We start from the raw sequence: 19,113 nt of genomic DNA on the forward strand, positions 1-19,113 counted from the left end.
TCAGGAGGCGGGGGTGTTGTGCATGATCTTGACCATCCGCACCTTGCCGTTGGGCTCCGGGGTGATGCTGTCCACCGTGCGCGCGGTCACCTCGAAGTCCGTGGCGACGGCGGCCACGGCGTCGCGGATCCGCCCGGCCAGGTCGGCGGGGGCCGACGGCGAGGGCACCAGCAGGATCTCCACCGCGCCCGGCCGGTACTGGAGCACCTGCACGCCGCGCACGCCCGCCGTCGGCATCACGGCCGGGTTGGTGAGGAAGTTGGCGTGCACCGTGCGCCCGTCGGCGGCCACCACGCGGTCCTCGGTCCGTCCCTGGATCCGGCGGATGATCGGGGTGTGGAAGGCGCGGCACGGGCAGTCGTCCGGCTCGATGAGCACGCGGTCGCCGAGCCGGTAGCGGATCAGCGGCATCGCCTCGGCGTGCAGCCGGGTCACCAGGACCTCGCCCTCGCCGTCGGCCAGCGACACGCTGCCGTCGTCGTGCAGCACCTCCACCACCACGTCGGCCGAGCGCAGGTGCATCGCGCCCTCGGGGCAGGTGCGGCCGATCGTGTACGCCTCCACCGAGGCGTACACTTCGTGGCCGCGCGCCCCGAAGTAGTTCAGCACGTGCTCGCGGGCCTCGGGGGTGAGCGTCTCACCGGCGAAGATGACGGTGTGCACGCCACGGTAGGCGATCTTCCTGCGGCGCAGCTCGTCGACGAGGGTGACGATGCAGCCGGGGAAGCCCCACAGGAACGTCGGCCGTCCGCGCAGGAACGCCTCGACCTGCTCATCCAGGCTCCGGCTGGTGTTGACGTGGACCGTACGGGCCAGGCCGAGCCGCTGCAGCCGGTGCGGCCGGAACTCGCCCACCCGGAAGTAGCCGATCCGGTCCCAGGGACGCAGGCCCGAGGCCAGCAGGTCCTGGAGGTAGGTGGCACGCAGGTAGCCGAGGTCGCCCTCGGAGTAGAAGGGGCGGATGGGCACGCCCGAGGACCCGCTGGTGGGCGCCTCGCGGGTGTTGTCGGGGGTGAACCCGGCGGCCATCAGCTCGGCGGGCGGCAGGTCCCGGAGCGTCGTCCGGTCCAGCATCGGCAGGGCGGCCAGGTCGGCGGCGGTGGACAGCGCCGCCACGGCGTCGGCCGGGAGCACGCGGCGGTAGTACGGCACGTTGGCGTGCGCGTGGCGGACGAGCCCCGTCAGCAGCCGGTCCTGCACGACCTGGAGCCGGGCCGGGTCCATCCGGTCCCGCGAGCGCGCCAGGTACAGGTTCCGCACCACCGGCACCACCGGGATCGTGCTGGGCAAGCCCTTCATGAGGTCTCCTTCTTCAGCGTGGCCAGCATGACGCCGCCCTTGACCACCTCGCCCGCGCAGTACGCCAGCAGCGCGCCGAACGCCGCGGCGGCGGGCACCAGGAACCAACCGGCGGCGGCGACCACCACGAACTGCAGGCACGCGGCCACCGCGGCCAGCCGCCGTCCCCGGTCGTCGGTGTTCTCCACCAGCAGGAACGCGGGCAGCACGGCCACCGTCAGCGCCGCCTCGGCCAGCAGCACGGCGCCGGTCGCCACCATGCCCCGCTGGCCGCCCGCCAGCACCACCCCGAGCACGACCACCGCCAGGGCGCCGGCCGGCACGGCGGGCGCGAGGATGCGCCGCGCCATCCGGCGGGCGCCGGCCTCGCCCGTGCCCTCGATCCAGACCGCCACCCGCGGCTGGAGGATGCGCAGCAGGTAGGACACGCCCATCACGACCACGGACAGCGCCACCGACCACACGTAGAAGACGCTGGTCTTCTGCGCGTCGTCCAGGTGCGCGAAGTACGCGAACGTCACCGAGGTGGCCGCGACGGCGGTCACCTCGCCGACGCTGAGCAGCGCCGCCGCGCGTACGGCCGGCCGGTAGGCGCCCTTGTCCGCCTTGCCGGAGCGCCCGCGGATCAGCCCGGCCGCCAGCACGGCGTTCAGCACGACCAGCACGCCGACGTGCAGGGCCAGCAGCGCGTTGGCCCGCATCCCGGTCAGGGCCACCAGCCCGACGCCGGACGCCTGCGCGACGGCGAGCGTCAGGTAGGCGAACACGTCGGCCCGCGCCCGCCCGCGCAGCCGGTTCAGCGCCGCCATGACCGCGCAGCAGCCCAGCCCGCAGGCGTAGGCGGCGGCCGCCGCGTACCGGGCGGGCGCGCCGCCGGGGTCGGCCGCCGCCAGGGCCAGCCACACGGGCACGGCCAGCGCGAACGGCGTGGCCGCCAGCAGCATGAACAGCGGCCGCAGCGTCTGCCCGCCGCGCCGCGGCACCAGCGCGAGCGCCGCCTTCTCGATGCCGCTGGACGTCAGCGCCAGCAGCCAGCCCGACACGCCGTTGGCGGTGGCGTACAGGGCGAACTCGTCGGCGCCCCAGAGGCCGAGCAGCACCAGGTTGGCGGTCCACAGGGCGGCGCGGAACGCGCCGCGCCCGGCGAACAGGGCCGCCGTCACCGCCACGAGGCGTGGCGGCGGCCTGCGGCGCAGGCTCACGGTCACGGGCCGGCCTGGGCCGACTCGACGAACCTGCCCTTGCCGCCGGGGGTGAGCGTGACCCGTTCGGCCTGCTCGAAGCGCACCTCGACCGGGCCGCCCACCTGCTTGGCCAGGCCGTTCCGGTAGGCCGCGGCCACTTCGTCGAAGTCCCGGCCCGCCTCGGGGACCAGGTGGACGGTGACGTTGCCGTCGGCGTCCTGGCGGACCATGCTCTCGGCCACGCCGGGCGTCCACATGGCCAGCGACAGGAACGTGGCCGTGTAGACGCGGTGGCCGCCGGGGAAGGTGATGTAGTCGTCGGACCGGCCGCCGGTCACCCGCATGCGCACGAACCGGTTGCCGCAGCCGCACTCCCCCGGCACGATCATGCCGCGGTCGCCCAGGCGGTAGCGGATCAGCGGCATCGCCCGTTCCCTGAAGTGGGTCACCACGACCGCGCCGTCCTGGCCGTCGGGCACGGGCGCGCCGTCGTCGTCCACGATCTCCAGGCGGACGCGGTCCTCGTCCACGTGCATCGCGCCCCGGTCGCACTGGGTGGAGACGGTCAGCACCTCGTAGGCCGAGTACTCGTCGTACACCGGGACGCCGAAGCCGTTCGTCAGCAGCTCGCGCACCTCGTCGGTGAGCAGTTCGGAATCGGTCATGACCATGCGCAGCGTGCGCCGCAGCCGGGCCACGTCGGCGGGGGAGGCGGCGCGCAGCAGCCCGCGCAGCACCACCGGATAGCCCATGATCAGGTGCGGGCGCACCTTCAGCACGTCGGCCAGGATCTTCGCGTCGCCCTGCCCGGCGCCGATGACCGTGCGCGGGAACAGGCCGAGCCGCTGGAACCAGCGCAGCGGGCGGGGGAACGGCTTGATGTGCGCGATCCGCCACCACGGCCGGTAACCCGACAGCAGGAAGCGGCGGAAGATGGTCGCGCCGTGGTAGCCGTAGGCGGCCACGTCGTGCCGGACCTCCAGGACGCGGCCCGTGGTCCCGCTCGTACGGTCCAGCCGGTAGTCCTTGGCGCCCAGGCCGGGCGTGTGGAAGCGGGACAGGTCGCCGTCCAGCACGGTGGCCTTGTCCAGGATCGGCAGCTCGGCCAGGTCGGCCAGGCTGCGCAGGGGCACGTCGTAGCGCGGGTCGGCGTAGTGCGGCACGTGCGCGCGGGCGAAGGCGAGCAGGTCGCGCAGGCCGTCGAGGGTGAGCCGGTCGGTCTCGGCGCGCGGGCGGCGGATGGCGCGGAAGGCGTCCACGACGTGCCGCACCTCCCGCACGGCGACGCCCAGTCCATGGCTCACAGGCCGTCCCCGATCTCGAAGCGGAGCAGCCCGGTGGCCTCGGCCAGCACGCCGGCCAGGGCGTCCCGGCCGGAGGCGGCGGCGGTCAGGTAGCCGAGCTTGGCGCCCGCCCGCGTGTAGCGCTCCACGTGGTCGCCGGGGGCGGCGGCCAGCACCAGGTCGACGACGCCGGGCAGCGCCCTGACCTGCTCCTCGCCGTGCACCCGGACCAGCTTCCCGTCGCGTTCCGCGCCGAGCACGCGGACCGCGCCGTACCGGGTCGCCGCCGGGGTCAGGGACGGCGTCTCGCCCATGGCCGCCAACACGTACTGCTCGACCACGTCCACGCCGTGGACCAGGCCCAGCAGCTCGGCCAGGCCGTTGCCGCCCAGGCGGGCGCCCATCTCGACGAGCACGACCTCGCCCGTCCCGGTGACCAGCACGTCGGCGCTGAGCGGCCCTTCGCGCAGCCCGGTCTCGGCGCAGACCGCGTCGAGCATCGGGCGCACGGCGTCGGTGACGTGGTCCGGGCCCGGCATGGTGTGCTGGACGGTGATGAACAGCGGCGGCGGGGTCAGCTCCCGCTCGGCCAGGCCGATCAGCGCCACCTTGCCGCCGATCACGAACGCCTCGGCCGTGTAGTGGGCGCCCTCCAGGAACTCCTCGGCCACGACGCGGCCGGACAGCGACCACTCCCTGGCCAGCCCCACGGCCTCGGGCAGCTCGTCCGGCGCGCGGCACAGCGACACGCCGCGGCTGCCGGAGGAGTCCACCGGCTTGACCATGAGCGGGAAGCCCAGTTCAGGGGCATCGCGCAGCACGTCCTCCGCGGCGCCGCTCACGTGGCGGGGGCCGGGCAGGCCGAGCCGGGCGCACATCGCGCGGAACCAGCCCTTGTCGACCGAGCCGCGCACCGCGCCCTCCGACAGCCCGCACGGCAGGCCGAGCCGGGCGGCCAGGGCGAGCTGCGAGGGCAGGTTGACGTCGCTGGCCGGGGAGACCACGCCGGCCAGGTCGTCGCGCTCGGCCAGGGCCCGCGCGACCCGCGGCACGTCGCGGGTGCTGAGGTCGAGGAACTCGTCGGCGTGCGCGACGCCGGGGGCGTCGGCCCGCATGTCCACGCAGATCGTGCGCACGCCGAGGCGGGCCGCGGCGCGGATGGTGCTGATGGCGCCGTCCGCGCCGCCGAGGACCGCGATGGTGCGGCGGGCGCCGGTCACGTGAGCCTCCCGGCGAGCAGGTCAGCGGAATCGACCGGCACGTTGGCCTCCCGTACGAGGAACAGCGGCGGACGGGCCTGACCGCGAGAGATGTGCAGAAGCGTGCGGGCCATCATGGTCAGCCCGAACAGGGCGGCGGCCAGCGCCAGCCCGAACAGCAGCGCGCTGCCGGTGATCCCGGCCAGCAGCGCCACGGGCAGGCCGATCAGGCCCGCCCACACCGCGGCCGAGATGGGCCGCGACGAGAAGCCGAAGAAGAGGTCCAGCGAGTGCCTGGCCAGCCCGCGCACGGTCACCTTGGACGAGCCGTGCACCCGCGGCCGGTGCGCGGTCGGCACGGTCGTCCAGGCGCGCGTCAGGCGCGGCAGCGTGGCCAGGAAGTACGGCGTGCCGAGCCGCAGGTCCACGATCCGGCGCGCGATCTCCGTACGGACCAGGCGGAACGTCGTGGCGCGCGGCGGGATCTCGATGCCCAGCAGCCGCCGCGCCAGCCAGTCGTGCACGATCGACGCGGTCCGCCGCGGCCAGGGGTCCTTGCGGTCCACGCGGATGCCGAACACCGCGTCGTACCCGTCGGCCGCCCGCTCGATCAGCCGCTTGGCCTCGGTGGGCGGGAACTGCAGGTCGGCGTCCAGATGCAGCACCCACGGGTTGCGGGCATACCGATAACCGGCCGAGAAGGCGGCCTCGACGCCGAAATTCCTGGACAACGATATGAACGACACACGATTGTCACTCTCGGCGATCACGCGAATGCGCGCGAGCGTGTCGTCCGTACTGCCGTCGTCGACGAAGAGTATTTCGAGTTCGCCCTGGTCACCCAGCGCGTCTGCGATTTCGCGATAGGTGTCAGGGATGTTGTCGGCCTCGTTCAGGCACGGAACGACCACGGTGAGTGCCAGGCCGTCCGGCGGAACCGGAAGCGGATGTTCATTCATGGAACGGTCTTCACCACGTGTATCAACCCCGGTTCACCCCGTGACAGGGCCCGGGCATTCCCACCCGGCTACGACCCCGGTTGCGGAATATATCGGCACGTGTCAGAAAAAAGATAGGTATTGATTTCTTTCCGGCCGGTTTGTTAGGAAGTTCTCCGACGCGGGGCCGCTGGGTCATGCGCATTGTCAGGGGGCATTCATGTTTGTGCTCGGCATCAGCCAGGTCCACGACTCGGCGGCGGCCCTGGTGGCCGACGGGAAGATCGTGGCCTTCGCCGAGGAGGAGCGGTTCACCAGGGTCAAGCACGACGGCCGGTTTCCCGCGCAGGCCGTGCGCTACTGCCTGGAGGAGGCCGGCATCACGCTGGCCGACGTCGACCACGTCGCCTACTACTGGCAGGCGCCCCGTGAGACGTTGCACGCGCTCACCCACTTCGCCCGGCACCTGCCTCAGACCCTGGCCGTCTTCCGCAACGACGCCGGCGACTACGGCGACAAGGCCAGCGGCCTGCTGGAGACGCTGTCCGACCAGAAGGGCCAGGCCCACCCGGACGACTACAACGTGGGCGGCGCGCTGCTGCTGCACCTGCGGCGCGGGTTCACGCTGGAGAAGATCCTGCGCGAGTCGCAGAACTTCCGGGGCCGGACCAAGTTCAAGGTCCACCTGATGGACCACCACCGCGCCCACGCCGCCAGCGCCTTCTTCATCTCGCCGTACCAGGAGTCGGCGATCATCACCTGGGACGGCATCGGCAGCGACGGCACCTCCACCTACCTCGGGCTGGGCAAGGGCGGCCGGATCCACGACATCCGCCGGATCAAGTTCCCGCACTCGCTGGGCGCCATGTACGCCGGCGTCACCGGCTACCTCGGCTTCAACCCCACCCGGGACGAGGGCAAGGTCATGGGCCTGGCCGCGTACGGCACCGACCGCTACGTGGACGACTTCGCCGACCTGGTCCGACTGGGCCCCGACGGCCACTTCGAGCTGGACCTGAGCTGGTTCCGGCACCACGCCACCGGCAAGCACCAGATGTCGTCGAAGTTCCTGGCGCGCTTCGGCCCGGCCAGGCCGCGCGAGCGCGCCATCCCCAACCAGCACTACGCCGACGTCGCGTACGCGCTGCAGGCCACGCTGGAGCGCACCGGCCTGCACGTGGCGCGCTGGCTGCAGGCCAAGACCGGGCAGACCCGCCTGGTCACCGCCGGCGGCGTCGCGCTGAACAGCGTCATGAACGGCCGCATCCTGCTGGAGACGCCGTTCGAGGACTTCTTCGCCCAGCCCGCCGCCGCCGACGACGGCTCGGCACTGGGTGCGGCGCTGCTGCTGGGCGTGGAGAAGTACGGCATGCGCCGCCCGCGCGACGAGGAGTACATCTTCCTCGGCCCGCAGTTCGGCGAGGAGGAGATGGAGCGGGCGCTCCAGGACGCCGGCCTCGACTACCGGCGTACCGAGGACATCAACGACACGACGGCGCAGGCGCTGGCCGACGGCAAGATCGTCGGCTGGTTCCAGGGCCGCATGGAGTGCGGGCCGCGCGCGCTCGGCAACCGCTCGATCCTGGCCGACCCGCGCCGCGCCGACGCCAAGGACCGGCTCAACGAGAAGGTCAAGCACCGCGAGCCGTTCCGTCCCTTCGCGCCCTCCTGCCTGGCCGAGCACGCCGGCGAGTACTTCGCCAGCGGCTACCCCTCGCCCGTCATGCTGCTCGTGTTCGACGTGCTGGAGCACCAGCGTGACAAGGTGCCGGCGATCACGCACGAGGACGGCACCGCCCGCGTCCAGACGGTCTCGGCGGCCGACAACCCGCGCTACCACGCGATGATCTCCCGCTTCGCCGAGCTGACCGGCGTGCCCATGGTGGTCAACACCTCGTTCAACGACAACGAGGAGCCCATCGTGTGCACCCCTGAGGACGCCGTGCGCTGCTACCTCAAGACCGACATGGACGCCCTGGCCCTGGGACCGTTCTTCACGGAGAAGGTCGTTCATTGAGGCGTTGGTTGTGGCTGGCGCCCGCGGTTCTGGGCGCCGGGGCGGCCACCCTGATCATGGTGATCCTGCCGCCCGACCGTACTCTGGACAACCCGCTCGAAGCCCTGTGGAAGGTCAGCCCGCTGGTGTTCGCGGTGCTGGCCGTGGCCGGGTTCCCCCGGCGTCCTGGGCTGGGGATGGCGCTGATGTGCGCGCTGGTCGTGGGGTACATGGGCGTGCTGGACACGGTCAACGTGCTGCACATCTTCTCGTACGCCGAGTCCGCCGACCAGAAGGCCGCCTTCCCGGAGCTCTACCAGTTCATGCTCTTCATGAACTCCTTCACCGTGCTGGCCGTGCTGTTCGCCTACCGGCTGGGCGGGGCGCGCTCCGACCGCGTGGTGAAGGTCGGGCTCGCCAGTGTCCTGATCGTGATCTCCGGGCTGAACGACCTGTCGATGTGGCTGCTCGGTGACTGGCCGCAGGGCCGGCCCGGCACGCTGACGTGGGCCTCCCACATCGCGGTGTTCGTCGGCGGGCCGCCCAGCGTCGCCGTGGCGGTGATCTTCTTCCTCGTCCACCTCGCCCTGGCCGGGGTCGTGCTGGCGCTGCCCGTGCGGCGATGGCTCGACCGGCTCGTCCCCGCGGCCGCATGAACGCCGACTTAGTCGTCGTGGGCTCCGGCCTGTTCGGGCTGACCGTGGCCGAGCGGTGCGCGACCGAGCTGGGGCTGCGCGTGCTGGTGCTGGAGCGCAGGGACCACGTCGGCGGCAACTCCTACAGCGAGCGCGAGCCGCAGACCGGCATCGAGGTCCACCGGTACGGGTCGCACCTGTTCCACACGTCCAACGCGCGCGTGTGGGAGTACGCCCAGAGGTTCACGTCGTTCACGCCGTACGAGCACCGGGTCTACTCGGTGCACAAGGGGCAGGTCTACCCGATGCCCATCAACCTGGGCACGATCTGCGCCTTCTTCGGCCGCCACCTCAGCCCCGACGAGGCCCGCGACCTGGTCGCCCGGCAGGCCGCCGAGGTGACCAGCGCCGGCAACCTGGAGGAGAAGGCGATCTCGCTGATCGGCCGGCCGCTGTACGAGGCGTTCATCCGGGGCTACACCGCCAAGCAGTGGCAGACGGCCCCGGCCGAGCTGCCCGCCGAGATCATCGGCCGGCTGCCGGTGCGGTACACCTTCGACGGGCGCTACTTCGACGACCTCTACCAGGGCCTGCCCACCGACGGGTACGCCGCCTGGCTGGAACGCATGGCAGACCATCCCAACATCGAGATCCGGCTCGGCGCCGACTTCTTCGACCTGCGGGAGAGCCTGGCCGGTGCGGTGCCCGTCGTCTACACCGGGCCGCTGGACCGCTACTTCGGCTACGCCGAGGGCGAGCTGGGCTGGCGGACGCTCGACTTCGAGACGTCCGTGCTGCCGACCGGCGACTTCCAGGGCACGTCGGTGATCAACTACGCCGACGAGGACCTGCCGTGGACGCGCGTCCACGAGTTCCGCCACCTGCATCCCGAACGCACCTGGTACCCGTCCGACGCCACCGTGATCATGCGTGAGTACTCGCGGTTCGCCGGCCGGGCCGACGAGCCGTACTACCCGATCAACACGCCGCAGGACCGTGCCCGGCTGCGCCGGTACCGCGACCTGACCAAGGGCGAGCGGGACGTCTGGTTCGGCGGGCGCCTGGGCACCTACCAGTACCTCGACATGCACATGGCCATCGCCGCCGCCCTCACCCTGTACGAGAACCGCCTGCGCCCCCGCTTCACCGCCCACACCCCCGAGTAGGGGCGCCCTCCGGCGGATCGGCGGCCGGACGGTTGTGCCGGACCGGAGTGCGGGCCACACTTCTGCCATGCAGGTAATCGTGCGCCTCGACGGCGAGACGCCGACCGCCCCCGCCCTCTCCTCCCTGGAGCGCCAGCTCCGCGGCGACGGCGCCTTCCGGGGGATGGAGATCCGGCCGCTCCTCGGCCCGCCCGAGCCCGGGGCGATGAACGGCACCGCCGACGCCCTCCTGCTGGCGGTCTCGGCCGCGTCCGGGGGGCTGGGCGTCTCGATCGTCCAGGCGCTGGCCGGGTGGCTCAGGACGCGGCGCCACAGCTTCACGATCAAGGTCAGCCACGGCGAGCGCACGCTGGAGCTGACCGTGGAGGCGGCCAGGGACCCGGCCAAGGTGATGGAGGTGGCCCGGCAACTGGCCGAGATGCTGGAGCCTCCCGCCCCATGAGCGCCTGGCCCGACCCGGCCCGCTGCCGGGCCGTCCTCGTCGGCACGACGACGTACACCGACCAGGTCATGTGGCCGGCCCTGCCGGCGGTGCGGGCCAACGTCACGGACCTGGCCGAGGTGCTCACCGGCCCGCGCTCGTGGGGCCTGCGGGGCGACCACTGCGCGCAGCTCATCGACCCGGCCAGCTCCGACCACGTCCTCGACCTCATCCACGACGCGGCGACCGAGGCCGCCGACACCGTCTTCATCTACTACTCCGGCCACGGCGAGAAGACCGAGAACGACCTGCTGCTGCCGATCGCCACCACCCGGCCCGACCGGCTGCGGATCGGCGGCGTGCGGTTCTCGGTCATCCGGGAGATCATCCGCGAGCGCCGCGCGCCCCGCGCAGTGGTCGTGCTCGACTGCTGCTACAGCGGCATGGCGCACGGGATGAGCGGGCCGGCCCTGCGCGGGCTGATCGACACGACCAGCGCGTACGTCCTGACCTCCTCGGCCAGGGACACCCTGTCGCTCGCGCCGCCCGGCGAGCGCCACACCGCCTTCACCGGCGAGCTGCTCAAGATCCTCCAGGACGGCGTCCCCGCCGGGCCCGCCGACCTGTCCATCGGGGACGTCACCCGCGCGCTGCGCTACCGGCTGCTCGACCGGCGGCTGCCGCTGCCCGAGTACAGCCAGGCCGGCGCGGCCGACGAGCTGCCGCTCGTGCGGAACAGGCCGGAGCCGCCCCGCACGCCGCCCCGGAGCCCCCGGGCCGCCCCCGCCCCGCCGCCGGGGATCCGCCTGGCCGGGGCCGCCCGCCGGACGGGCCGGGCGGTCGGCATCTGCTTCGGCGCGGCCAACTCCGTCGTCACCGTCGTCGAGGACGGCGAGCCCGTCGTCATCCCCGGCCCCGAGGGCGCGCGGGCCACACCGTCCGTGGTGACCTTCGCCAAGGACGGCGAGGTCATCATCGGGCAGGTCGCCAAGCGGCAGGCCGTCACCAACCCGGAACGGACCGTGCGCTCGATCGTCATGGAGCTGGGCACCGACTGGTCGGTGGCCATCGACGGCTCAAGGTACTCCGCGCCCCGGGTCGGCGCGCTCGTGCTGGGCCGGCTGAAGCAGGACGCCGAGGCTTACCTGGGCGAGCGGGTCACCGACGCGGTGATCACGGTCCCGGCCTACTTCGACGACGCCCGGCGCCAGGCCGTCACCGAGGCCGGCACGCTGGCCGGGCTCAACGTGCTGCGCCTGATCAACGAGCCGACCGCGGCGGTGCTGGCGTACAGGCTCGACGCGGAGCAGAACCGGTCGATCCTGGTCTTCGACCTCGGCGGCCGCACCTACGACGTGTCCGTGCTGCACATCGGGGACGGCTACGTCGAGGTGCTGGCCACCCACGGCGACAACCGGCTCGGCGGCGACGACTGGGACCAGCGGATCGCGGACGAGCTGGCCAGACGGTTCAGGGAGACCAACGGCGTCGACCTGACCGGCGACAGGATGGCGCTCCAGCGGCTGCGCGAGGCCGCGGAGCGGGTGAAGATCGAGCTGAGCGCCGCACAGAGGGCGGAGGTCAACCTGCCCTACCTCGCCTCGGGCCGGCAGGGCCCGCTCCACCTGGACGCGACCGTGACCCGGCGGGAGTTCCAGAGCCTGACCGCCGACCTGCTCGTCCGGCTGCGGGGGCCGTTCCGGGGGGCGCTCCAGGACTCCGGGCTCAAGGTGACCGACCTCGCGCACGTGGTGCTGGCCGGCGGCGCGAGCCGGATGCCCGCCGTGACGGCGCTGGTCACCGAGCTGTCCGGCGGCATGACCCCGCTCATGGGGCTGAGCCCCGCGGAGGTCGCCTCCATCGGCGCGGCGCGGCAGGCGAGCGTGCTCAAGGCCGACCTGACCCCGGTGACGCTCGGCCTGCGGGGCAAGGGCGGCGTGCTGCGGAAGGTCATCGAGCGCGACAGCCCGGTCCCGGTCGAGCGGATGGTCACGTTCACCACGACCGCCGACGACCAGTCGTCCCTGCGGGTCGAGGTCTACGAGGGCGAGCAGGCCACGGCCGCGCTCAACGCGGTGCTGGGGACGTACATGGTGGGCGGCATCCCCGCCGCCCGGCGCGGGGAGCCGCGGATCGAGGTGACGTTCGGCGTGGACGCCCACCTGACCTTCACCGTCACGGCCCGGGAGGCGGCGACCGGCATCCCCCTCCCGGTGACCCGCCACCCCGGCTGACCGACCGGCCCGCGCCCTGAGGGAGCGGGCCGGTCGCCGGTTCTTCAGGGGGTGGCCTGCCAGGAGGTGCGGACGAGGGCGCGTTCGGTGGCGGCCAGGTGTGTCGCCGCCGCGAGCCAGGCCCGTGCGTACCCGTCCGGTTCGGCCTCGGACAGCCTGCCGAACACGTCACGTTCACGCCGGTCGGCCTCGTCGGCGAGCGCGACGGCCAGGTCGGCGGCCGTGCGGAACCCGGCGCGGCGCAGGGACGCGGCCTGCCCCCGTGCGTCGCCGCCGCGCGCGGACTCGGCGACCGCCCGGCGTCCGCCGGACACGGCCAGCTCGACCAGCCGACGCACCCGCCAGAGCGGCGCGCCGTCCAGCGGGTCCACCTCGGCGTACGCGTCCTGGCCGGGCGGGGGGCAGGCGTCGGCGGGCGGCAGGTGCGAGCCCTGGAGGCGGTCGTAGCCGAGGTCGGCCCGCCCCTGCCACTCGGCGGGCAGCCTCAGCGTCGCCTCCTCCCCCGCGACCGGCCCCACGGCGAGCGGGACGAGCGTCGCCGCCCGGCCCGGCTCGACCCTGGCCACCACGCGCACCCGCAGGCCGGGCCGCGAGGCGAGCCGTCGCAGGTTCTCGACGTACCCGAGATCGGGATGACGGTTCGCCGGAACCAGCCGGACCACCGGCCCCTCACCGCCCATCGCCTCTCCCCCGGCCTCCACCGCTCCCCCGGCTTCCGCCGGTTGCGGCGGGCCGGTGGGCGGGAGGTGGCGGGCCAGGACGTGGTCGCCCGCCGCGCCGACGATCACCAGGTCGCAGCCGACCGGCTCCCGTACCTGCTCGGCCGACTCCTCCTCGCTCCACGCCCCCGCCGCCAGCCGGTCCCCCACCGCTTCGGACAGCGGCCTGGCGAACAGCGCGCCGAGCGGCCCGTCCGTCCAGGCCAGGCCGGTGACCGGGGTGGCCCGTACGCCCTTGCCGGCGCCGAGGCGGCCGTCCGGGGAGACGGTGGCCCCGGCGATCAGCAGTCCGCCGCGGGCCAGTTGCGCGTGGCTCATCATGGCCGCCCCGATGGCGACGGTCGCGGTGGCCGCGCCACGGGCACGGGCGGGGCCACCGGGCTTGACGTCGGCCACCGAGAACCAGCGTCCGTCGTCGGTGACGAGGTGGGTGACCACCCCGCCGTAGCCGGTGCTGCTGATCACGGGCTCGCGGAAGACGCCGTACACCTTCAGGCCGCCGTTCGGACGGTAGCCGCGCCGTACGGTGCCGACCAGCGCCGGGTCGGGATCGGACGCGGCCAGCCGGCCCGCGGTGAGCAGCAGCTCCCGCAGGGCGGAGACCAGGTCGGCGAGCCGGTGGCCGTCGTACCGGGCGCGGGCGGCGCGCAGCCCGCGCACCACCCGCAGCGTGGCGGCCTCGGCCTTGGGCAGCCCGGCCAGGCGGGCGGTGTGGGCGGCTCTGAGCAGCTCCGCCTGCGGCACCGCGCCCGCGCCCGGCACACCCGCCGACAGCACGGCGGCCGCCGCCCGCCACAACCCCGCGGCCGCCGCCACCTGCGCCGCGCCCGGAACGACCGCCTCCCCCGAGTCCCGTCCAGATCCGGCGCCCACATGTCCGGCCCCTGAGCCGGACGCGGCACCCGCCTGGTCGGCGTCCGGTCTCCGGGCGGGTTCCGCGGTTGCCCGGGTGGGATGTCCGTCAGCGGAGGGCGTGTCCGGTCGGCCGGGCGGTGACGGGGGCGTGTCCGTCTCGTCGTCCGGGGGCAGGGTGTCGGCCGGGTCGGCCAGGGGGCAGGCGGTGAGGAGGGCGGCGCGGTGGAGGCAGCGGGGCGCGAGGAGGCAGGAGCAGCGGGCCTGCCCCTCCTCCGCGATCACCCCCGACGGCCCCGGCGACAGCGTGACCACCGCGTCCTCGCCGCACGTGACCACCACGTCGGCGCCGTCGGCCACCCGGTCGAGGGCGGCGTACTGGCCGACGGCCGCGTCCAGCTTCTTGCGCAACCTGCTGGTCAGGCCGTCGACGGCGGCGGCCACCAGGTGCGGCGCGGCGGGCGGGAGCGTTGCAGAGGTGTTCACCGGACTTCTCCCCGGAGGCGGTCCCCCACCCAGCGGGCGAGGGCGAGCGGGCTGAGCGCGGCGACCGGCATGCCGGCCGCGACGAGCTGCTGGGCGATGGGCAGCGAGTATCGGGGCACGCCCTGGTCGTCGAGCGCCGCGCAGCCCATCAGGTGGACGCCGGACCCGGCCAGCGAGCGCACCTCCGCGAGCAGGCCGCCCACCGGGTAGCCCTCCTCGAAGTCGCTGACGACGACCACGAGCGTACGGCTCGGCACGGTGACCAGGGTCCGGGCGTGCGCGAGCCCGGCGGCGATGTGCGTGCCGCCGCCGACCCGCACTTCGAGCAGCAGGGACAGCGGGTCCTCCACCCGGTCGGTCAGGTCGATCACCTGGGTGGAGAACGTCAGGAAGTGCGTCGAGAGCGTCGGCACGCCCGCGAGGACGGCGGCGGTCAGCGCGGACCACACGACCGAGGCCTCCATCGACCCCGACACGTCGACCACGAGGATCAGCCGCCAGTCGGCCTCCTTCCTGGCCCGCGTGCTGAACACCGGCCGTTCCGGCACCACCACGAGCCGCCCGTCGTCGAGGCGGCGGGTGTGGGCCAGGTTGGCGCGCAGTGTGCGCGGCAGGTCGAGCCGGCCGCCGGGCCTTCTGGTCGGGCGCGGGTTGGCCAGGCCGGTCAGCGCGGGTCTCAGCCGGGTCGCCAGCTCGCGGGTCAGCTCGGCGACCAGGCGGCGGACGAGCGGCCTGAGCTTGGCGACCTGCTGCTCGGGCAGCCCGCCGGCCAGGGACAGCACGGACGTCAGCAGCTCGACGGACGGCCGCACCGCGGCGGGGTCCAGCTCGGCCAGCACGTCGTGCCGTCCGGCGTCGGCGGCCCTGGCCAGCACTTCCTCGCGTACGTCGCCGCCGAACAGGGACTCCAGTTCGTCGGCCCATTCGCGGGCCGTGGGGAACGGGTCGCCCTGGCCTCCGGTGTCGCCCTGCCGCTCGAAGTCGTCGGCGCCCTCGCCGCGGCCGGCGCCGTAGAGCTCGTCCAGGGCGCGGGCGTACGGGCGGGCGCCGGCGGGAAGCCGTTCGCGTTCCCGTCCGAGCAGCAGCCGCCACCGGTCGGCGGGGCCGATCCGCGGCCCGCCCTCCGCCCGGCGCCCGCCCTCCTCCCGGCGCCCGGACACCGACGGCACCGGCGGGACCGGACCGTCATACGAGGCCGGGGCGTCGTGCGGGGTGAGGAGGCCGAGGGTGCGCAGGGCCGTCAGGCCGGCCAGGTCGGCGGCGGTCCAGGCGGCCAGCAGGTCGGGCGGCGCGTCGAGCGTGAGGTCCGGACGGTCCCCGAGCCGCTCGGACACCGCCGCCAGCAGCCGGCCGCGCGCCGCCGGGGCGAGCGTGTCGAACCCTCCGCGCAGGGCGGGCAGCCGGTCGAGGAACTCCTTGTCCGCCAGCTCGTCCACCCGGTCCATCAGCGGGCCGAGCGCGGCGGGCGCCGCCTGGAGCAGCGGCCCGGCGGCCGTGAGCACGCCGGTCAGCAGCAGGCTCAGCCGGCGGCGGCCGTCGGGGGTGGTGGCGGTGTCGATCCAGCCGGCCGCCCGCGCGCCCAGGAGCTCGGGGCCGTCCAGGTCGAGCAGCAGGCGGGCGGCCAGCGCGGCCCCCTGGACGCGCGGCGCCCCGGTGCTCGCCAGCGCGCCCAGCGCGTCGTCCAGCCGCAGGCCCAGCCGGTCCTCCCCGGCCCGCGTGGCGAGCGCGACCAGCGCGACCGCGTCCTCGGGCCGGTCGCTGCCCGCGAGTCCGGGCAACGACCGGACCGCGGCCTCCAGCAGCGTGACGGCCAGCTCGCCCGCCTGCTCGCGCCCCTCCGGCGTGGTGCCGGGAAGGTGCTCGCGGCGCAGCGCCTCCAGCAGGTCGAGGGCGTCGAGCAGCTCGGGGAGGGTGGCCGTGGCGGGCAGCGTGCCGGCGGCGTCGGCCAGCCGCTGCCCGACCAGCTCCGGCAGGTCGCAGCGGGCGGCGGCGCGCAGCCCGTCGAGGATGGTGCGGCAGGTGGGCCCGCCGTCCGCGGACTCGCGCCGGTAGGTCTCGCGCAGCGTGCCCGCCGCCGCCTGGGCCGCGGTCACGCCCCGGACGCCGGCCAGGTCCAGCAGCGCGGGGACGGCGGGCGTCCAGGACAGGCGCCATTTGGTGCTGAGCGCGGTGGCGTCGCCGGTGCCCGCGACCTGGATCGGCTCGCCGTAGCCGACGCCGCAGACGTGCAGCCGCCGCAGCAGCACCTCCCGGCGCGCGTCCAGATCGGAGCGGAGCGGGTCGAGGCGTACCTCGCGCGGCTCGGGGTCGTCCGGGCAGGGCAGCCTGAGCGCGGCCAGCTCCTCCTCGACGGCCGGGCCGAGGCCCGAGCGGGGGGTGCCGGGGGCGGTGCGGCCCCTGGCCGTCCCGACGAACACCGTGTCGAGCGCCTTGGCCAGCGCGCGTCCGCGGCCCAGGGGTTCGCCCTGGCCGAGGACGGTCGTCACCGCCTCCAGCAGCTCGCCACGGCCGGGGGCGGGCAGGCCGCGCAGGCGGGCGAGGTCGCACGCCAGGCGCAGCGTCTCGACGGCCTCGCCGGTGCCCGCCGTGTGCCCGGCGGCCCGCAGCTCCCTGCACAGGTCGGTGATCGCGCGGGCGGCGCCGTCCCTGACCCGGTCCGGTACGCCGTCCGCCTCGAACACCGCCTGCTGCCAGCGCGGGTCGCGGATCCCGGCCGGGTAGCCGGACCGGGAGTCGAGCAGGTCGAAGGCGTACGGCACCAGGGAGGTGACGGCCGGCGGCCCGGCGGAGGGGGCCGCGGCGGCGGCGGGCTCGATGGACTCGGCGGCGAGGAGCAGGGCGGGGGCGTGGAAGGCGCCCACGACCGCGGCGACCCGGCGTCCACCGGCCGCGGCGGCGGACACCACGCGCCGCATGTGCGCCTCCCGTGCCAGGTCCCTGGCCTGGACGCCGCCGCCCGCCGCCGCGTCGCGCCGCAGCGCCCAGCCGACGCCGAGCGCGGCCCGGCGGACGGCCTCCGGCTCGCAACCCGGCGCCAGGACCTCGACGGCCCGGTCCCACATGTCGTCGCCCGCCCGCCCGGTGCCCGAGGCGGCCAGCGCGTCGGCGAAGCGGGGCGCGCCGTCGGCCTCGGCCTCGGGCCCGGCGGCCAGCCGGCCCGGGTCCGACAGCGGGAGATCGCAGCACAGCACCTCCACGCCACGCTTGACCGCCCACCGGATCGCCACCAGCTCAGGGGAGAAGTCGGCGAACGGGTAGAAGCCGAGCCCGTCCGCGCCGTTCCCGGCCAGGGCGACCGGGGCGACGGTGGCCGGGTCGGCCAGGTGGGGCAGCCACTGCTGGAAGTCGGCGGGCAGCTCGACGCACACCGTCTCCGGGTCGGCCGCCTCCAGCAGCTCGGGCAGCACCACGGCGAGGGACGGGCTGTGGTGCCGCACCCCCACCAGGTACGGCCGGGTCGCGGCGGCCAGCCCGGCCACCGCCACCCGCGGATCGGCCGAATCGGCCGGGTCGATCGGGCCCGGCGTATGGAGGATCAACGGAGGTTCTCCCGCAGGTCCCAGAGGCGGCGCCACATGGCCGAGCCGTCCTCGGCGCGCCGCCGCACCGGCCCGTCCCAGTAGCCGAGCAGCCGTCCGTGGTCGGCGGGGTCGTCCTTGCGCACGACGCCCAGCAGGTGGCCCGGCACCAGGTCGAGGACGTCCCCGCCCGGCAGGTACGCGGCCGCGACGCCGAGCGAGGCCGCCACCTGCACCGCCTCGGCGGTGGACATCACGGTGCCCGGCCGCTCCACGTCCCAGCCCTCGCCGGACCGTCCGGTACGCAGGTCGCGGAAGACCGTGACCAGCGCCTCCAGCACGGCGTCGTCCACGGCGAACCCGGCGCCGGCGCGCTGGACGACCGCCGTGGCCTGCCGCCGCACCAGGGACGTCTCGGCCGCGGCGTCGGAGATGGGATCGACGGTCTCGAAGTTGAAGCGCCGCTTGAGCGCGGCCGACATCTCCGACACGCCGCGGTCGCGGAGGTTGGCCGTGGCGATCACCGTGAACCCGGGGACGGCGACCACCTGCGCGTCGCCGGTGCCGGCCAGCTCGGGGACGCTGACCCGCCGGTCGGACAGGATGGACACCAGCGCGTCCTGCACCTCGGGCAGGCAGCGGGTGATCTCCTCGACCCTGGCCACCCGCCCCGATCGCATGGCGGTCAGCACCGGGGAGTCCACCAGCGCGCCCCGGCTCGGCCCCTGGGCCAGCAGCAGCGCGTAGTTCCAGCCGTAGCGGAAGGCGTCCTCGGTGGTGCCGGCGGTGCCCTGGACGGTGAGCGCGCTGGTGCCGCAGACCGCCGCGGCCAGCAGCTCCGACAACATCGACTTGGCCGTGCCGGGCTCGCCGACCAGCAGCAGGCCGCGCTCGCCGGCGAGCGTCACGACGCAGCGCTCGACCAGCGCGCGTTCGCCGACGAACTTGGCCGCCACCTTGAGCCTGGACGGCAGGCCGTCGCGGGCGGGCAGGGAGAGCGTCTCCTCGCCGCTGCCGCAGATGAAGGTCACGACGGCGCGCGGCGTCAGCAGCCAGCCGGGCGGGCGGGGGCCGTCGTCGTGGGCGGCGAGGAAGGCCAGTTCGGTGGCGTACCGCTGCTCGGCGGAGACCACCTGTGTGGCGGGGGTCGCCTCGTCGGTGAGGGTCATGGGGTTTCGTGTCC

At 74.6% G+C, this 19,113-nt stretch carries 13 protein-coding genes; 5 read left to right on the forward strand and 8 right to left on the reverse strand.

Annotation, left to right across the window (positions count from 1 at the left end; translation table 11 throughout):
- Genes ABZ459_RS33145 through ABZ459_RS33165 form a run of 5 tightly spaced genes read right to left on the reverse strand, consistent with a single transcriptional unit; the run spans position 1 to position 5,924 of the window.
- A complete protein-coding gene (locus ABZ459_RS33145; protein WP_357978840.1) occupies positions 1–1,299 on the reverse strand; it encodes a hypothetical protein in 1,299 nt (432 codons plus the stop codon).
- Positions 1,296–2,507, reverse strand: coding sequence for a hypothetical protein (locus tag ABZ459_RS33150; protein WP_357978842.1), 1,212 nt, complete (start codon positions 2,505–2,507; stop codon positions 1,296–1,298). The genes ABZ459_RS33145 and ABZ459_RS33150 overlap by 4 nt, the downstream gene beginning before the upstream one ends.
- Positions 2,504–3,787 carry a hypothetical protein gene (locus tag ABZ459_RS33155; RefSeq protein WP_357978844.1) on the reverse strand — a complete coding sequence of 428 codons (1,284 nt, stop codon included), beginning with the start codon at positions 3,785–3,787 and terminating at the stop codon, positions 2,504–2,506. The genes ABZ459_RS33150 and ABZ459_RS33155 overlap by 4 nt, the downstream gene beginning before the upstream one ends.
- A complete protein-coding gene (locus ABZ459_RS33160) occupies positions 3,784–4,986 on the reverse strand; it encodes an ATP-grasp domain-containing protein (RefSeq protein WP_357978846.1) in 1,203 nt (400 codons plus the stop codon). Before ABZ459_RS33160 ends, ABZ459_RS33155 begins: the two co-directional genes overlap by 4 nt.
- The gene (locus ABZ459_RS33165) at positions 4,983–5,924 is read right to left on the reverse strand and encodes a glycosyltransferase family 2 protein (RefSeq protein WP_357978848.1); all 942 of its coding nucleotides are present in this window, start codon (positions 5,922–5,924) and stop codon (positions 4,983–4,985) included. Before ABZ459_RS33165 ends, ABZ459_RS33160 begins: the two co-directional genes overlap by 4 nt.
- Positions 5,925–6,123: 199 nt before the next feature.
- Between ABZ459_RS33165 and ABZ459_RS33170 the strand changes: the two genes are divergently transcribed.
- The 5 genes from ABZ459_RS33170 (at position 6,124) to ABZ459_RS33190 (ending at position 12,355) form a co-directional block, all read left to right on the forward strand.
- Entirely contained in the window at positions 6,124–7,920 is a 1,797-nt protein-coding gene (locus ABZ459_RS33170; RefSeq protein ID WP_357978850.1) for a carbamoyltransferase C-terminal domain-containing protein, read from the forward strand.
- Complete coding sequence (locus ABZ459_RS33175) at positions 7,917–8,555, forward strand: hypothetical protein (protein WP_357978852.1); 639 nt, start codon at positions 7,917–7,919, stop codon at positions 8,553–8,555. Before ABZ459_RS33170 ends, ABZ459_RS33175 begins: the two co-directional genes overlap by 4 nt.
- On the forward strand, positions 8,552–9,700 hold the full coding sequence (gene glf, locus ABZ459_RS33180; RefSeq protein WP_357978854.1) for a UDP-galactopyranose mutase: 1,149 nt from the start codon (positions 8,552–8,554) through the stop codon (positions 9,698–9,700). The genes ABZ459_RS33175 and glf overlap by 4 nt, the downstream gene beginning before the upstream one ends.
- A gap of 67 nt (positions 9,701–9,767) precedes the next feature.
- Positions 9,768–10,142, forward strand: a complete 375-nt coding sequence (locus tag ABZ459_RS33185) for a hypothetical protein (RefSeq protein WP_357978856.1) — start codon at positions 9,768–9,770, stop codon at positions 10,140–10,142.
- Positions 10,139–12,355 carry an Hsp70 family protein gene (locus ABZ459_RS33190; RefSeq protein ID WP_357978858.1) on the forward strand — a complete coding sequence of 739 codons (2,217 nt, stop codon included), beginning with the start codon at positions 10,139–10,141 and terminating at the stop codon, positions 12,353–12,355. The genes ABZ459_RS33185 and ABZ459_RS33190 overlap by 4 nt, the downstream gene beginning before the upstream one ends.
- 44 nt (positions 12,356–12,399) lie before the next feature.
- Here ABZ459_RS33190 and ABZ459_RS33195 read toward each other — a convergent pair whose 3' ends face one another.
- The 3 genes from ABZ459_RS33195 to ABZ459_RS33205 are packed head-to-tail and all read right to left on the reverse strand — an operon-like array spanning position 12,400 to position 19,099.
- Positions 12,400–14,412, reverse strand: coding sequence for a hypothetical protein (locus ABZ459_RS33195; protein ID WP_357978860.1), 2,013 nt, complete (start codon positions 14,410–14,412; stop codon positions 12,400–12,402).
- Positions 14,409–17,951, reverse strand: coding sequence for a DUF5682 family protein (locus ABZ459_RS33200; RefSeq protein ID WP_357978862.1), 3,543 nt, complete (start codon positions 17,949–17,951; stop codon positions 14,409–14,411). The genes ABZ459_RS33195 and ABZ459_RS33200 overlap by 4 nt, the downstream gene beginning before the upstream one ends.
- Positions 17,948–19,099 (reverse strand): AAA family ATPase, encoded by a 1,152-nt coding sequence (locus ABZ459_RS33205; protein ID WP_357978864.1) that lies wholly within the window; start codon positions 19,097–19,099, stop codon positions 17,948–17,950. The genes ABZ459_RS33200 and ABZ459_RS33205 overlap by 4 nt, the downstream gene beginning before the upstream one ends.
- Positions 19,100–19,113 lie beyond the last annotated feature (14 nt).

Source organism: Nonomuraea sp. NPDC005692 (genome assembly GCF_040631115.1).
Classification (GTDB): domain Bacteria; phylum Actinomycetota; class Actinomycetes; order Streptosporangiales; family Streptosporangiaceae; genus Nonomuraea.

What these genes read in the sequence shown, in the direction of transcription:
- ABZ459_RS33145 (WP_357978840.1), bottom strand. Translation starts at nt 1,299, where the DNA reads ATGAAGGGCTTGCCCAGCACGATCCCGGTGGTGCCGGTGGTGCGGAAC.
- ABZ459_RS33165 (WP_357978848.1), bottom strand. Translation starts at nt 5,924, where the DNA reads ATGAATGAACATCCGCTTCCGGTTCCGCCGGACGGCCTGGCACTCACC.
- ABZ459_RS33170 (WP_357978850.1), top strand. Translation starts at nt 6,124, where the DNA reads ATGTTTGTGCTCGGCATCAGCCAGGTCCACGACTCGGCGGCGGCCCTG.
- glf (WP_357978854.1), top strand. Translation starts at nt 8,552, where the DNA reads ATGAACGCCGACTTAGTCGTCGTGGGCTCCGGCCTGTTCGGGCTGACC.
- ABZ459_RS33185 (WP_357978856.1), top strand. Translation starts at nt 9,768, where the DNA reads ATGCAGGTAATCGTGCGCCTCGACGGCGAGACGCCGACCGCCCCCGCC.
- ABZ459_RS33190 (WP_357978858.1), top strand. Translation starts at nt 10,139, where the DNA reads ATGAGCGCCTGGCCCGACCCGGCCCGCTGCCGGGCCGTCCTCGTCGGC.
- ABZ459_RS33205 (WP_357978864.1), bottom strand. Translation starts at nt 19,099, where the DNA reads ATGACCCTCACCGACGAGGCGACCCCCGCCACACAGGTGGTCTCCGCC.